This is a genomic window from Lelliottia sp. SL45, assembly GCF_026672535.1.
GTDB lineage: Bacteria > Pseudomonadota > Gammaproteobacteria > Enterobacterales > Enterobacteriaceae > Enterobacter > Enterobacter nimipressuralis.
The window spans coordinates 1,848,988-1,863,003 of sequence record NZ_JAPPRH010000003.1 but is presented as its reverse complement, the minus strand read 5'-3'; the positions used below and the strand labels follow the sequence as shown (position 1 = coordinate 1,863,003).

At 54.8% G+C, this 14,016-nt stretch carries 13 protein-coding genes and 1 other RNA gene; 7 read left to right on the top strand and 7 right to left on the bottom strand.

Annotation, left to right across the window (positions count from 1 at the left end):
* Nucleotides 1–11 precede the first annotated feature (11 nt).
* Nucleotides 12–119, bottom strand: an RNA gene (rprA, locus tag OVA10_RS15055) — antisense sRNA RprA.
* 176 nt (nucleotides 120–295) lie between these two features.
* Nucleotides 296–1,411, bottom strand: a complete 1,116-nt coding sequence (gene ydiK / locus OVA10_RS15050; RefSeq protein ID WP_123428988.1) for an AI-2E family transporter YdiK — start codon at nucleotides 1,409–1,411, stop codon at nucleotides 296–298.
* Between the two features lie 254 nt (nucleotides 1,412–1,665).
* Between ydiK and ydiJ the strand changes: the two genes are divergently transcribed.
* The 3 genes from ydiJ to OVA10_RS15035 all read left to right on the top strand — a co-directional run bounded on the left by ydiJ (nucleotide 1,666) and on the right by OVA10_RS15035 (nucleotide 5,418).
* On the top strand, nucleotides 1,666–4,722 hold the full coding sequence (gene ydiJ / locus OVA10_RS15045) for a D-2-hydroxyglutarate dehydrogenase YdiJ (RefSeq protein ID WP_181827765.1): 3,057 nt from the start codon (nucleotides 1,666–1,668) through the stop codon (nucleotides 4,720–4,722).
* Nucleotides 4,719–5,129 (top strand): 1,4-dihydroxy-2-naphthoyl-CoA hydrolase, encoded by a 411-nt coding sequence (menI, locus tag OVA10_RS15040; protein WP_268196245.1) that lies wholly within the window; start codon nucleotides 4,719–4,721, stop codon nucleotides 5,127–5,129. The genes ydiJ and menI overlap by 4 nt, the downstream gene beginning before the upstream one ends.
* Before the next feature lie 94 nt (nucleotides 5,130–5,223).
* Nucleotides 5,224–5,418, top strand: coding sequence for a YdiH family protein (locus OVA10_RS15035; protein ID WP_100780454.1), 195 nt, complete (start codon nucleotides 5,224–5,226; stop codon nucleotides 5,416–5,418).
* Nucleotides 5,419–5,485: 67 nt separating this feature from the next.
* Here OVA10_RS15035 and fdhF read toward each other — a convergent pair whose 3' ends face one another.
* The 4 genes from fdhF to ycgZ form a co-directional block, all read right to left on the bottom strand.
* On the bottom strand, nucleotides 5,486–7,636 hold the full coding sequence (fdhF, locus tag OVA10_RS15030) for a formate dehydrogenase subunit alpha (RefSeq protein WP_268196244.1): 2,151 nt from the start codon (nucleotides 7,634–7,636) through the stop codon (nucleotides 5,486–5,488).
* Nucleotides 7,637–7,906: 270 nt separating this feature from the next.
* A complete protein-coding gene (locus OVA10_RS15025; RefSeq protein ID WP_100780452.1) occupies nucleotides 7,907–8,185 on the bottom strand; it encodes a biofilm development regulator YmgB/AriR family protein in 279 nt (92 codons plus the stop codon).
* A 35-nt stretch (nucleotides 8,186–8,220) separates the two neighbouring features.
* Nucleotides 8,221–8,541, bottom strand: coding sequence for a hypothetical protein (locus OVA10_RS15020; protein ID WP_100780451.1), 321 nt, complete (start codon nucleotides 8,539–8,541; stop codon nucleotides 8,221–8,223).
* Nucleotides 8,542–8,711: 170 nt separating this feature from the next.
* Nucleotides 8,712–8,951: a regulatory protein YcgZ gene (gene ycgZ / locus OVA10_RS15015; protein WP_100780450.1), complete on the bottom strand. Its 240-nt coding sequence runs from the start codon at nucleotides 8,949–8,951 to the stop codon at nucleotides 8,712–8,714.
* 345 nt (nucleotides 8,952–9,296) lie between these two features.
* On the opposite strand from ycgZ, the gene OVA10_RS15010 reads away from it, so the two are divergent.
* Together OVA10_RS15010 and OVA10_RS15005 are read left to right on the top strand one after the other, a co-directional pair.
* Entirely contained in the window at nucleotides 9,297–10,514 is a 1,218-nt protein-coding gene (locus tag OVA10_RS15010) for a diguanylate phosphodiesterase (protein ID WP_268196243.1), read from the top strand.
* Nucleotides 10,515–10,671: 157 nt separating this feature from the next.
* Nucleotides 10,672–11,403: a MerR family transcriptional regulator gene (locus tag OVA10_RS15005; RefSeq protein WP_268196242.1), complete on the top strand. Its 732-nt coding sequence runs from the start codon at nucleotides 10,672–10,674 to the stop codon at nucleotides 11,401–11,403.
* Between the two features lie 60 nt (nucleotides 11,404–11,463).
* Here the strand turns inward: OVA10_RS15005 and OVA10_RS15000 are convergent, their stop codons facing one another.
* Nucleotides 11,464–11,736, bottom strand: coding sequence for a DUF883 family protein (locus OVA10_RS15000; protein WP_102103529.1), 273 nt, complete (start codon nucleotides 11,734–11,736; stop codon nucleotides 11,464–11,466).
* Between the two features lie 409 nt (nucleotides 11,737–12,145).
* On the opposite strand from OVA10_RS15000, the gene sufA reads away from it, so the two are divergent.
* The gene (gene sufA / locus OVA10_RS14995; protein WP_095281754.1) at nucleotides 12,146–12,514 is read left to right on the top strand and encodes a Fe-S cluster assembly scaffold SufA; all 369 of its coding nucleotides are present in this window, start codon (nucleotides 12,146–12,148) and stop codon (nucleotides 12,512–12,514) included.
* An 8-nt stretch (nucleotides 12,515–12,522) separates the two neighbouring features.
* Nucleotides 12,523–14,010 carry a Fe-S cluster assembly protein SufB gene (gene sufB / locus OVA10_RS14990; protein WP_129034433.1) on the top strand — a complete coding sequence of 496 codons (1,488 nt, stop codon included), beginning with the start codon at nucleotides 12,523–12,525 and terminating at the stop codon, nucleotides 14,008–14,010.
* Nucleotides 14,011–14,016 lie beyond the last annotated feature (6 nt).

Genomic DNA, 14,016 nt, shown 5'->3' with positions numbered 1-14,016 from the left:
GCGTAAGCAGGACAAAAAAAAGCCCATCGTGGGAGATGGGCAAAGACTACACACAGCAATTCGTTGTTTCACTCAGGGGATTTCCATGCTTATAAATCAATGCGTTGATTCATAACCGTGACTTAATAGTAGGACATGCGACGTTTTAGCGTCGATCAGATTCGTCTCAATAGTTTAAGAACAATGAAGATTTAGCGCGGGGCGAGACCAGACGAAGCGGGATGAACCTGAGAAAAGTCTTAATAAATATTAGGCGTGCTTAAGTGTCAGGCGAGTGGCCTCGCCTGACGATACATTACGGGTTGTTCTTGCCGTCAAGCTCTTCGAGATTATGCAGCGCCACTTCAGGGTCGGTACCTGGCGGTGGAATTTCATGCACCCATGCGGAGAACAGACGCCAGGTCACGGCCAGCAGCACAGGGCCAATAAACAGCCCAATCATCCCAAAGGCAATCAACCCGCCGATGACGCCAGAGAGGATCAGAATCAACGGCAAATCCGCGCCCATACGAATAAGCATTGGACGGATGACGTTATCCATGGTGCCCACCACGCAGCTCCACACCAGGAGCACCGTACCCCAGGTAGTATCACCGCTCCAGTAGAGCCAGATAATGCAAGGGACCAGCACCAGCAACGGACCAAGCTGGACCAGACAGGTGAGGATCATGATGACGGTTAAAATGGTCGCATACGGCACGCCGCTTATCGCCAGACCAATCCCGCCGAGAAGCGCCTGCACCAGCGCTGTGACAACCACACCCAACGCCACCGCACGAACCGCCTGGGCTGCCAGCAGCACCGCCGCGTCACCGCGTGTCCCTGCGAGACGGGTCGCAAAATGACGTACGCCCTGTGCCACCTGTTCACCGCGCCAGTAGAGCAGGGCGCTGAAAAGCAGCATCAGGGTACAGTGCATCATAAAGTGGCCGATATTGGCCGCCTGGGCGATAAACCAGGTGGTCGTGGTGCCGACATATGGCCGAACTTTCGCCATGATCGCGCTGCCGCCCATCTCCAGCAGACTGTGCCAGCCGCTGTAAAGCTTCGTGCCGACCAGCGGAATGCTGTTAAGCCACGCCAGATCCGGCACGGTCATCTCACCGCTGGTGATCCCACGAATCACCGGCCCGCTGGTATCGACAAGGCTGTTAATCAGGAGCGCAATCGGAATGATAAAGACCAGAAACAGCAGCAGCGTCATCACCAGAACGGCGGGAGTACGACGACCAAAAAACAGTTTCTGCAGACGTAATAACAGTGGCCAGGTGGCAACGACCACCGTACCTGCCCACGCAAAACCGAGGACGAAGGGGCGAACTATCCATAGACACGCAACAATTATGATGGCTAAAAACAGCACCGACAGCAGTATTTGCGCAACGTCCCTGGGCTGACGAGAAGTGACCATAAATGAAATTTACCTTACATGAAGACCAGACCGGCTGGCCGAAACAGAAAATCGCATCCCTTAATCATTAGTGATTTCAGCGATTTTTGACAGGCGAATTCTGCCCGTAAAACTGATGGGCGTATAAGAAAAAAATGTGATACAACAATTCAAACACAACGCAAACGATTATCCCCGTCATAATTCGCGCACTTGCGGCCTTGTCGCATCGCGGATTATCGAGAGGGCAACAACACTATTTAGGGTCTTCCGTAATGATCCCATTGATTTCTCAGGCACCTGGCGTCGTTCAGCTGGTGCTGACTTATTTGCAAGCACTGGAGCAACAGGGTTTTACAGGTGATACCGCCACCAATTATGCCGACAGGCTGACGATGGCGACCGACAACAGTATCTATCAGTTACTTCCCGATGCGGTCGTTTTCCCCCGTTCCACCGCCGATGTGGCGTTGCTTTCCCGTCTGGCCGCGCAGGAGCGATTTGCGTCGCTGGTCTTCACCCCGCGCGGTGGCGGGACAGGCACCAATGGGCAGGCCCTGAATCAGGGCATCATCATTGATATGTCGCGCTATATGAACCGTATCATTGAGGTCAACCCGGAAGAGGGCTGGGTGCGCGTCGAAGCGGGGGTGATTAAAGATCAGCTCAATCAGTTCCTGAAACCCTACGGCTACTTCTTTGCTCCGGAATTATCCACCAGCAATCGCGCCACGCTGGGCGGGATGATCAATACGGATGCCTCCGGCCAGGGGTCACTGGTTTACGGTAAAACGTCCGATCACGTCCTGGGCGTGCGCGCGGTGCTGCTGGGCGGGGACATTCTCGACACCCAGGCGATTCCAGTACAGCTGGCTGAAACCCTCGGGCAGGACAACACGGCGGTCGGGCGCATTTATCGCAGCGTGCTCGAAAGCTGTCGCGATAACCGCCAGCTGATTGTCGATAAATTCCCGAAACTGAACCGCTTCCTGACGGGCTACGATCTGCGCCACGTCTTTAATGACGATCTGAGCGAGTTCGATCTCACCCGTATTCTGACCGGCTCGGAAGGCACCCTGGCCTTTATCACCGAAGCCCGTCTGGATATCACCCGGCTGCCGAAAGTGCGCCGCCTGGTGAACGTCAAATACAACTCCTTCGATGCGGCGCTGCGCAACGCGCCCTTTATGGTCGAGGCGCGCGCCCTGTCGGTGGAAACCGTCGACTCGAAAGTGCTCAATCTGGCGCGGGAAGATATCGTCTGGCATTCGGTCAGCGAGCTGATCACCGATGTGCCTGATAAAGAGATGCTGGGCCTGAACATTGTTGAATTTGCTGGCGATGATGCGGAGCTTATCGACTCACAGGTGCAGATGCTCTGTACCCGACTCGACGAACTGATCGCGCAGGGCGAGGGCGGCGTGATTGGCTGGCAGCTGTGCAACGATCTCTCGGGCATTGAGCGCATTTACGCGATGCGTAAAAAAGCGGTCGGCCTGCTGGGGAATGCGAAAGGTGCGGCCAAACCGATTCCGTTTGCGGAAGATACCTGCGTGCCGCCGGAACATCTGGCGGATTACATTGTGGAGTTCCGCGCGTTACTCGACAGCCACGGCCTGAGCTACGGCATGTTTGGTCACGTGGATGCCGGTGTGCTCCACGTGCGTCCGGCGCTGGATATGTGCGACCCGCAGCAGGAGATGCTGATGAAGCAGATCTCCGACGACGTGGTCGCGCTGACGGCAAAATACGGCGGCCTGCTGTGGGGCGAGCACGGAAAAGGTTTCCGCGCCCAGTACAGCCCGGCGTTCTTCGGCGAGCAGCTGTACGGCGAACTGCGCAAAATCAAAGCGGCATTTGACCCGAATAACCGCCTGAACCCAGGCAAAATCTGTCCGCCTGCGGGTGTGGACGATCCGATGATGCAGGTCGACGCGGTGAAGCGCGGCACGTATGATCGCCAGATCCCGATCGCGGTGCGTTCCTCCTGGCGCGGGGCGATGGAGTGTAACGGCAACGGTCTGTGCTTTAACTTCGACGTGAAAAGCCCGATGTGCCCGTCGATGAAAATCACCAGCAACCGCATTCATTCCCCGAAAGGGCGAGCGACGCTGGTGCGCGAGTGGCTGCGATTGCTGGCCGATCGCGGCGTGGACCCGCTGAAACTCGAAAGCGATCTACCGGAAAAACGCGCCAGCCTGCGCACGCTGATTGAGCGTTCCAGGAACAGCTGGCACGCCAGTAAAGGTGAGTATGATTTTTCCCATGAAGTGAAAGAGGCGATGTCCGGCTGCCTGGCGTGTAAAGCCTGCTCGACGCAATGTCCGATCAAGATCGACGTGCCGGAGTTCCGCTCGCGCTTCCTGCAGCTGTATCACTCCCGCTATCTGCGCCCGGTGCGCGATCACCTGGTGGCGACGGTCGAAAGCTACGCCCCGCTGATGGCGCGCGCGCCGAAGACGTTCAACTTCTTTATCAATCAGCCGCTGGTGCGCAAACTTTCCGAAAAACATATCGGCATGGTCGATCTGCCGCTGCTCTCCACGCCTTCTCTGCAACGCCAGCTGGTGGGCCACCGTTCGGCCAATATGACGCTGGAACAGCTGGAGGCCCTGAGCGACGAGCAAAAAGCGAAAACCGTGCTGGTGGTGCAGGACCCGTTTACCAGCTACTACGAGGCGCAGGTGGTGGCCGATTTCGTGCGGCTGGTGGAGCGCGTCGGCTATCAGCCGGTGGTGCTGCCATTCTCGCCGAACGGTAAAGCGCAGCACATTAAAGGGTTCCTGACGCGCTTTGCGAAAACGGCGCAGAAAACGTCGGACTTTTTGAACCGTATCGCGCAGCTGGGCATGCCGATGGTGGGCGTCGATCCCGCGCTGGTGCTCTGTTATCGCGATGAGTACAAACAGACTCTGGGCGACAAGCGCGGGGATTTCAGCGTTATGCTGGTGCATGAATGGCTGCCTGCGGCGCTGCACTCTGCCGAGACAAAAGAGGTCAGCGGTGAAGCCTGGTATCTCTTTGGACACTGCACGGAAGTGACCGCGCTGCCGGGTGCGCCTGCGCAATGGGCCTCTATTTTTGCCCGCTTTGGCGCGAAGCTGGAAAACGTCAGCGTCGGCTGCTGCGGGATGGCTGGGACCTACGGCCATGAAGTGAAAAACCACGCGAATTCGCTGGGTATCTACGAGTTGTCATGGCATCAGGCCATGCAGCGTTTGCCGCGAAACCGCTGTCTGGCGACGGGTTACTCCTGTCGCAGCCAGGTGAAACGCGTTGAAGGAAGCGGCGTTCGCCATCCATTGCAGGCTTTACTGGAGATTATGGGATGATCTGGAAACGTACCGTGACGCTTGAGGTGCTCAATGCCATGGGCGAAGGGAATATGGTCGGGTTGCTCGATATTCAGTTTACCCGTATCGGCGAAGACGTCCTTGAAGCCACCATGCCGGTGGACAGCCGCACGCATCAGCCGTTTGGCCTTCTGCACGGCGGCGCGTCCGTGGTGCTGGCGGAGACGCTGGGATCGGTGGCGGGTTACCTCTGTACCGACGGGGTGCAAAAGGTGGTGGGGCTGGAAGTGAATGCCAACCACATTCGCTCCGTGCGCAGCGGGCGCGTGCGCGGCGTCTGTCGCGCGCTCCATGCGGGCGGTCGTCATCAGGTGTGGCATATCGATATTTTCGACGAGCAGGAGAGGCTGTGCTGTTCGTCGCGTCTGACGACAGCGGTGGTTTAAATAAAGGTAAACATCCTTGAGGAATTGTTTTTGGTCAAAAAATGGTCAGTCAAACGTGCTATACTGGTCAGGGTTTGTACATAGAGAGGATGTTATGGATACCGAAATGAGCCCCACCCAACTGGCAGTAGAGTTTTTACGTCGCGATAAGAGCAACCTGTCCCCGGCGCAGTACCTGAAAAAGCTGAAACAGCTTGAACTGGAGTTTGCCGACCTGCTCGCGCTCTCTTCAAACGAACTGAAAGAAGAGATCTACTTTGCCTGGCGGTTAGGCGTTCACGTCCATTAATACTCCCGCTTGTTTAAAAGGCCGCTCATGCGGCCTTTTTTGTTTTTATCCGTTAAGCGATGGGGTGCTAAACGTTCACCGCGTCAATCAGCCGGGTTTTCATCGACTGATAGGCAGAGGCGGCATAATCTTCCGCCCAGCGCTGATCGTCGATGGCCTCCAGTTTAACCGCGCAGTATTTGGTTTCCGGCGTTTTCGACGTCGGGTCCAGATTATCCTGAGTCAGTTCGTTACAGGCTCCGATCCACCACTGGTAAGTCATGTACACCGCGCCCGGATTAATGCGCTCGCTGACGTTCGCCCGGGTGATCACTTTCCCGCGACGCGAACGCACCCACACCAGCTGTCCGTCTCTTACCCCCAGCGCGTCGGCATCCACCGGATTCATCTGCACCCGACCCGGTTCATCGGCCAGGCTTTGCAGCGCGGCGCAATTGCCGGTCATCGAACGGCAGGAGTAGTGGCCGACTTCGCGTACTGTACACAGCACTAACGGATAGTCTGCGTCCGGCACTTCTGCAGGCGCGCGCCACGGAGCGGCAAACAGCTGGCCTTTACCGTTGGGCGTATCGAACTGATTGTCTTTGTACAGGTAGGGCGTGCCGGGGTGATCCAGCGTCGGACATGGCCATTGCACGTGGCCCATCTCACCCATTTTTTCGTAGGTGACGCCGAAGAACAGCGGGCAGAGTTCGCGCATTTCGTCCCAAATCTGCTGGTTGGAGTCGTAATGCATCGGATAGCCCATCGCGCTGGCAAGCAGGCTGATGATCTCCCAGTCGCGTTTCACGTTGCCGCTGGCCTCGATTGCTTTACCGAAGCGCTGGAAGCCGCGGTCTGCACAGGTAAACACGCCGCCGTGCTCACCCCAGGAGGTCGCAGGTAACAGCACATCGGCGACTTCGGCGGTTTTGGTCATGAAGATGTCCTGCACCACCACGAAATCGAGCGCCTCAAAGCCGCGACGCACCAGGCCCAGATCGGCTTCGGTCTGGAGCGGGTCTTCCCCCATGATGTAGTAGGCTTTGATTTTGCCTTCCAGCGCCAGGTGCGGCACTTCGGTGATGCGTGTACCGACCTGGTCGTCCATGGTGTTGACGTCTATCCCCCAGGCGTCAGCAAACTTCGCGCGCACGGCGGCATCTGTCACGTCCTGATAGCCAGGGAACATGTTCGGCAGCACGCCCATATCGCACGCGCCCTGTACGTTATTTTGCCCGCGAACCGGGCCGACGCCGACGGCAGGGCGGCCGAGATTGCCGGTCAGCAGCGCCAGGCTCGACAGGCCTTTCACCACATCCACGGCCTGGCCGAACTGGGTCACGCCCATGCCCCACATCACCGTGGCAGACGGCGCGGCGGCGAAGGTGCGCATCGCCTGACGCACGTCGCGCGCCGGGATACCGGTCAGATGTTCGACCTTCTCAGGCGCGTAATCCGCAACGATTTTACGATAGGCGTCGAGGCCATCGGTGAAGCGCGCGACGTAGTTTTTGTCGTACAACTCCTCTTCCAGCAGAACGTAGCCAAAGGCATTGACCAGCGCCATATTGCTGCCGTTGTTGAGCTGCAAATGCTGATCGGCGATGCGCGCAGTTTCTATGCGACGCGGATCGCAGACGATGATTTTGGCACCGTTTTGTCGGGCTTTGAGCACCCGACGGGCGACGATCGGGTGCGAATCGGCGCAGTTATAGCCGAACACCAGCAGACATGTTGAGTTCTCGATATCGTTTATGGAGTTACTCATTGCGCCGTTGCCGAGCGTCTCCTGCAAACCGGCCACTGACGGGCCGTGGCAGACGCGGGCGCAGCAATCCACGTTATTGGTGTTAAGCACACCGCGCGCAAACTTCTGCATCACGTAGTTGGTTTCGTTGCCAGTACCGCGTGACGATCCGGTCGTCATGATCGCGCGTGGGCCGTGCTGCTCTTTGATGGCTTTCAGTTTGCTGGCGGTGTAGCGGATCGCCTCTTCCCAGGTGACAGGGGTGAATTTGTCTCCTTTGTTATAGCGGATCATCGGCTGGGTGAGGCGAGGGGTGAGCAGACGGGTATCGTTGAGAAAGTCCCAGCCGTAAAAGCCTTTCAGGCACAGGGTGCCCTGGTTGGTGACGCCTTCAGCGGCTTCGGCACGGAGGATACGGTTGTTTTCTACAACGAGATTTAATTTACAGCCTGCGCCACAGTAGGGGCAGACGCTTGCGATTTTTTTCATCAATAACAGACCTGTTAAGAAATGAACTGATAGTAATGCGGAGGTCCGCAATACCAGCATGCGATTCAATATGTTGAATGTGCGTCATCTGACATTACCGCTTAGCAGGTTCTGTGCCAGATTTCATTTCATTGATTTAACAGGAGTTGTCTGGTTTTGAGCGCCAGGCTCGACATGACATTCGACAAAAGTGTCGACAAAAGAAAAGGCCAGTGAGAAAACGCAGCAGGGTGCGACGCTCTTCTGGCCTTCGGGGGCGAAATCGTTTTTTTAGATATCGTCCATGGTATAGCCAACCACGATTTCGAGGGTTTTGCGGATCACGTCTGCCATCACCACATCGTCAGTGGTTTCAAGGGCGTTAATCAGCCACAGGATAATGGCTTTGTTGGTCAGATGCCCTTCTGACGCCATGATACAGCTCACCGCAGAGGCGAAAAGCGCGGATTCATCGGCCAGTCTGTCGCCTGCATTACGGAAATATTCAGACAGCGCGGTATCATGAAAACCAGTATACGCAGCGGGTTGAACTTGAATATTTTGTCTCATTTATTCTCACCGTAAGGGTTATTGATCGGTTGCTGTTAGTGTATGTTTTTTGAACCGCTGGGCTTGCCATCGCCAAACAGCGGGAAAACATTATCGCTTTGCTCGCTTTTTAGACCGTTCAGATCCCTCTGAGGGCGGGCTCTCTTACGTTGTGCGAACGGCGTACCGCTGGCGCTGATTTCGGCTATCACCGCCGCGAGGGCTTCGCGACGGCGAGGGTCGGCCTCACTCGCCTCCATGTCCCGCAGTCTCCGTACGAGAGACTGCTTGCTGACAGGGCCGTGCTCTTTCAGAAGAGATAAAACCGCCTCTCCAATTAATTCATCTGTTAATTGCTCTATTTCACTTCTGTTCATAACTGCATCTCTGATTGCCGCAGGGTGACGTCACGCCGTGCGGCATTAAGTCAGATCCCCTTTTAAGGGGGTCTGCTGAAGATTGCCAGGTCTTTTTGTGCCTGAAACGTTCCTTCGTCAGAATTGACTTAAAAACCAGGTGATCTGTTAAATGGGTTTGCTATTGGATCTCAACGATCAAATAGCAAACCAATCAATGCATGGTAGTGGCTCTCTTCTTCTGGACCGGACGCCTTATCAAGACGGCTGAGTAACTTGGTGCACAGGTTTTTGCGATTCAAATGACGGCCATCGCTCAGGATCTCTACTACGATCTGTCCCAGGGTTTCTTGCTGAGTAGGTAGCGCAGCTTTCTCGAAGTACTGGACAATCGCATTACCGCTATCGGGAATGTAGCTGTTCTGACGCATGTATCACTCCTGTAAAATTAAGTAGTCAGCTAAGTTACGATTTAAGTTATACGTTTTTTAAAAAGTTGTACATTTTTGATGTACAACTTTTTACCTTAATTTTAAGCAAAAAGTGCTATTTGTTTTTTATCAGTAAGTTACAATGTGTTTGATTCGATATCAGTACAGAATATATTGTACAAGATGTTTCACTCTGAAATTTCTGTACAAACGCGCGGGGAGGCGGTGGAATCCGGCTGAACTGTTTGAAATGTGAATTATTTGTTAATCAATTAATGTGGTATAACAATGACCTGACCCTCGCGACACGCCGCGGGGGTAACCCTTCTACTCACCAGGACGACTATGCTCACGACAATAATCTACCGCAGCCATCTCTGCGAAAACGTTCCGGTGAAAGCGCTGGAAGAGATGGTCGCGGGAGCGAACATTAAAAACGGGGAATCCGACGTCACCGGGATTTTACTGTTTAATGGAACGCACTTTTTCCAGCTGCTGGAAGGGCCGGAAGAGAGCGTTTTCCGCATTTACGCCGACATTTGCAAAGATCCGCGCCACTACAACCTGGTAGAGCTGCTGTGCGATTACGCGCCGTCGCGACGCTTTGGCAAAGCAGGAATGGAGCTGTTTGATTTACGCACTTATGATCGCCAGGAAGTGCTCCAGAAGGTGCTTGATAAAGGGACGACCAAGTACCAGCTGACCTACAACGATCGCGCATTGCAGTTCTTCCGTACCTTCGTTGAAGCGACGGAAAAAGCCAACTACTACGAAATTCCTGACGGCGATAGCTGGGACTTTATCCAGGACGACGATGTTGCACCGGCAGAACCCCTGACGCTCGACGCATCGGCTGATTGCGGCTTTGCCTTTCAGCCGATTGTCGATCCCTTTGCCCGGGAACTGGTCTCCTATGAGGCCCTGATCCGCACCGCTGACGGCGGCTCTCCGGATGCCTACTTCAAAAAATTCTCTGGCAACGAGATTTACGAGGCGGATCTGCAGAGTAAGAAAGTGGCGTTTGCCATGGCCGGCAAGTTACGCCTGCAGGAGCAGGCCTTATCCGTCAACCTGCTGCCAATGACGCTGGTAAATGTGCCGGGCGCGGTGGGATTTCTGTTAAATGAGATTGAAGCCAACGGTCTGGTGCCGGAGCAGATTGTGGTCGAGTTCACCGAGAGCGAAGTGATTTCGCGCTTTGATGAATTTAAAGACGCCGTCCGGCAGCTCAAAAGTGCCGGTATCAGCGTGGCAATCGATCACTTTGGCGCGGGTTTCGCCGGGCTATTACTGCTGGCACAGTTCCAGCCAGACCGAATCAAGATTAATCGCGATCTGGTGGCGGATGTCCATCGCAGCGGCCCGAGACAGGCGATTATTCAGGCCATCATCAAATGCTGTACATCCCTTGAAATCCTGGTGTGTGCCGTGGGTGTCGAAAAGGCGGAAGAGTGGATGTGGCTTGAGTCAGCGGGGATCTCCCAGTTCCAGGGACATCTGTTTGCCAGCCCGCGTTTTGGCGGGATTCCAGCCGTGGCGTGGCCGGAGAAAAAACAGGGATAGCGTCGTAAAGGTTGTACAAATCAGACCAGGTACACGTCATCTTGTACAAAATCGACTTGTACCCTGGTCAATTGTTAGTTATACAATCAGGTTATACAATCTGCTAAAGTTGATCAGGTTTGGTATGGAAGTATTGCGTTTAAGCATGAGGGAGTTAATGGCCTTATACAGTATCGGCGAAGTCGCCGAACGATGCGGAATCAACCCCGTCACACTGCGCGCCTGGCAGCGACGCTACGGTTTGTTGAAGCCGCAGCGCAGTGAAGGGGGCCATCGTCAGTTTGACGAAGAGGATATCCAGCGCATCGAGGAGATTAAACGCCTCATGAAAACCGGCATTTCGGTTGGCAAGGTAAAGGCGTTATTGGAAGTCGGCGTTCCTCTGGTGGACAGCAACTGGATCTCTCTTCAGGAAGAGATGATGACGGTGCTGCGGTTTGCCAGTCCCGCGAAACTGCGACTTAAAATTTCTGAATTCCGTCGCGACCACGCCATAGAAGTTCTCATCGATCACATTTTCATTCCGGTTCGTCAGCGTTTAAGCCTGGATCACAACACCGCCCGACACATGTCCAGCCTGCTGGATGGGGTGCTGATCGATTTCATTGCGATGCTTCTGGCTGAAGCGCGCAAAAAACCGGGCAACGAAGCGTTGCTGATTGGGTGGGACACGGACGATCGTACACGTTTATGGCTGGAAGCCGGGCGCCTGTCGCAGCAGAGCTGGCATATTGATGTGCTGGCTGAGCCGATCGACTCGCCGAAACCCGAGCTGTTCCCGGGGCAAAAAATATTTGTCTGGACGGGCCATGCGCCGTCAATGCGTCAGCAGGAGCAGTTAGATCACTGGCGCGAACAAGGTTTTTCCGTCTCATTTATCAACGGCTAATCGCCTGACAAGACTAAAAAGGCCCTTTCGGGCCTGTCATATTTGCTGCTTATTCGCGGCTTATTTCCTGCCGACCAATAAACCGATGATCAGCCCGATTGCGCCTGCCGCCATCAGCCCGGTCAATGGATTATCACGAACTTTGTCAGAGACCTCTGAAGCGACGTCTGATGCTTGTGCTGCGTATTTGCGTGCGGCGCCTTTCAGCTGATGTTTCGGTGAATCAACCGCATCGCCAAACTGGGACTGCGCTTCGCCTGCAAATTCATCGGCTTTGTTCAGGGCTTTTTTCGCCAGGCGATCGGCTTCATTCTCAAAATCATGTGATGACATACTTATCTCCTTTTGGTGTCACATAAAGTTTAGTCCCTTATCCCTGACGCGCTGATGATTCGGTGTTTTCCTGGAATGCCTTGTTTGCGTAAATCACATAACGCCCTGATTTTCGGGTAGTCGTTTGATTCTGAAGATTTTCTAAAACCGATTAAATAAATAGGTATTCCCGATACATATTTTCCCCTTGCGCTGTTCTCACGGTTTTAGCCCATCAAATGCGTTATACATCAAAGCATTAAACAATTTTTTCATAGGCTAATAACCTGCGTCGCAAGGTCTATGCTTAATAAAAGTAGCCAAAAAGGGCGGTTTAGCCGAAAGCCCCTGCTGTCAGGGGGTTGAAGTGATAATCGTTATCACTAACATGGTGTAATGCCCCTGGTGGCTTAACAGATGAGGTGGACCTATGGAATTGCATTCAGAAACCTTTAATCCCGCTGATTTTGCCTGGCGTGGTTTGACGCTGACGCCCACGGCGGCGGCGCATATTCACGAGCTGATAGCGAAGAAGCCGGATATTGTGGGCTTGCGTCTCGGCGTTAAACAGACTGGCTGCGCCGGATTCGGCTACGTGCTGGACACGGTGAGCGTGCCCGAAAAAGACGATCTGGTGTTCGAAACCGACGGGGCGAAGCTGTTTGTCGCACTGCAGGCGATGCCGTTTATCGATGGCACCGAAGTCGATTACGTGCGCGAAGGCTTAAACCAGTTATTCAAATTCAATAACCCGAAAGCGCAGAATGAATGCGGCTGCGGCGAAAGCTTTGGGGTATAGGCGGTACTATGTCTCGTAATACTGAAGCAACTGACGATGTGAACACCTGGAGTGGCGGGCACCTCAACTATAAAGAGGGCTTTTTCACCCACCTGCAAACGGACGAACTGGCGAAAGGCATCAACGAAGAGGTGGTGCGCGCGATTTCGGCCAAACGTAATGAGCCGGAGTGGATGCTCGAATTTCGCCTGAGCGCGTTTCGCGCCTGGCTGGAAATGGAAGAACCCCACTGGCTGAAAGCGCATTACGATAAGCTCAACTATCAGGACTACAGCTACTACTCCGCGCCATCCTGCGGCAGCTGTGATGACACCTGCGCGTCTCAGCCGGGTGCCGTACAGCAGACGGGTGCCAACACGTTCCTGAGCAAAGAGGTGGAAGAGGCCTTCGAGCAGCTCGGTGTGCCGGTGCGCGAAGGACGTGAAGTGGCCGTCGACGCCATTTTTGACTCCGTTTCCGTTGCCACCACCTACCGAGGCAAGCTGGCCGAGCAGGGCATTATCTTCTGCTCCTTTGGCGAAGCCATTCACGATCACCCGGAACTGGTGAAGAAATACATCGGTACCGTGGTGCCGAGCAACGATAACTTCTTTGCGGCGCTGAACGCGGCGGTCGCCTCCGACGGCACCTTTATCTATGTGCCGAAAGGCGTGCGTTGTCCGATGGAGCTGTCGACCTATTTCCGCATCAACGCGGAAAAAACCGGCCAGTTCGAGCGCACCATTCTGGTGGCCGACGAAGGCAGCTACGTGAGCTATATCGAAGGGTGTTCTGCGCCCGTGCGCGACAGCTATCAGCTGCACGCGGCGGTGGTTGAGGTGATCATTCACAAAGACGCCGAAGTGAAATACTCCACGGTGCAAAACTGGTTCCCTGGTGACGGTAATACGGGCGGCATCCTGAACTTCGTGACCAAGCGCGCCCTGTGCGAAGGTGAAAACAGCAAAATGTCCTGGACCCAGTCCGAGACCGGTTCGGCGATCACCTGGAAATACCCGAGCTGTATTCTGCGCGGCGATAACTCGATCGGTGAGTTCTACTCCGTGGCGCTCACCAGCGGCCATCAGCAGGCCGATACCGGGACCAAGATGATCCACATCGGTAAAAACACCAAATCGACGATCATTTCGAAAGGCATTTCTGCCGGGCACAGCCAGAACAGCTATCGCGGCCTGGTGAAAATCATGCCGACGGCAACCAACGCCCGTAACTTCACCCAGTGTGATTCGATGCTGATCGGCACCGACTGCGGGGCGCACACCTTCCCGTACGTGGAGTGTCGCAACAACAGCGCCCAGCTTGAGCACGAGGCCACCACTTCGCGCATCGGCGAAGACCAGCTGTTCTACTGCCTGCAGCGCGGGATCAGCGAAGAAGATGCGATTTCGATGATTGTAAACGGCTTCTGCAAGGACGTGTTCTCTGAGCTGCCGCTGGAATTTGCCGTAGAAGCACAAAAATTACTCGCGATTAGCCTTGAGCACAGCGTCGGTTAAGGAAAA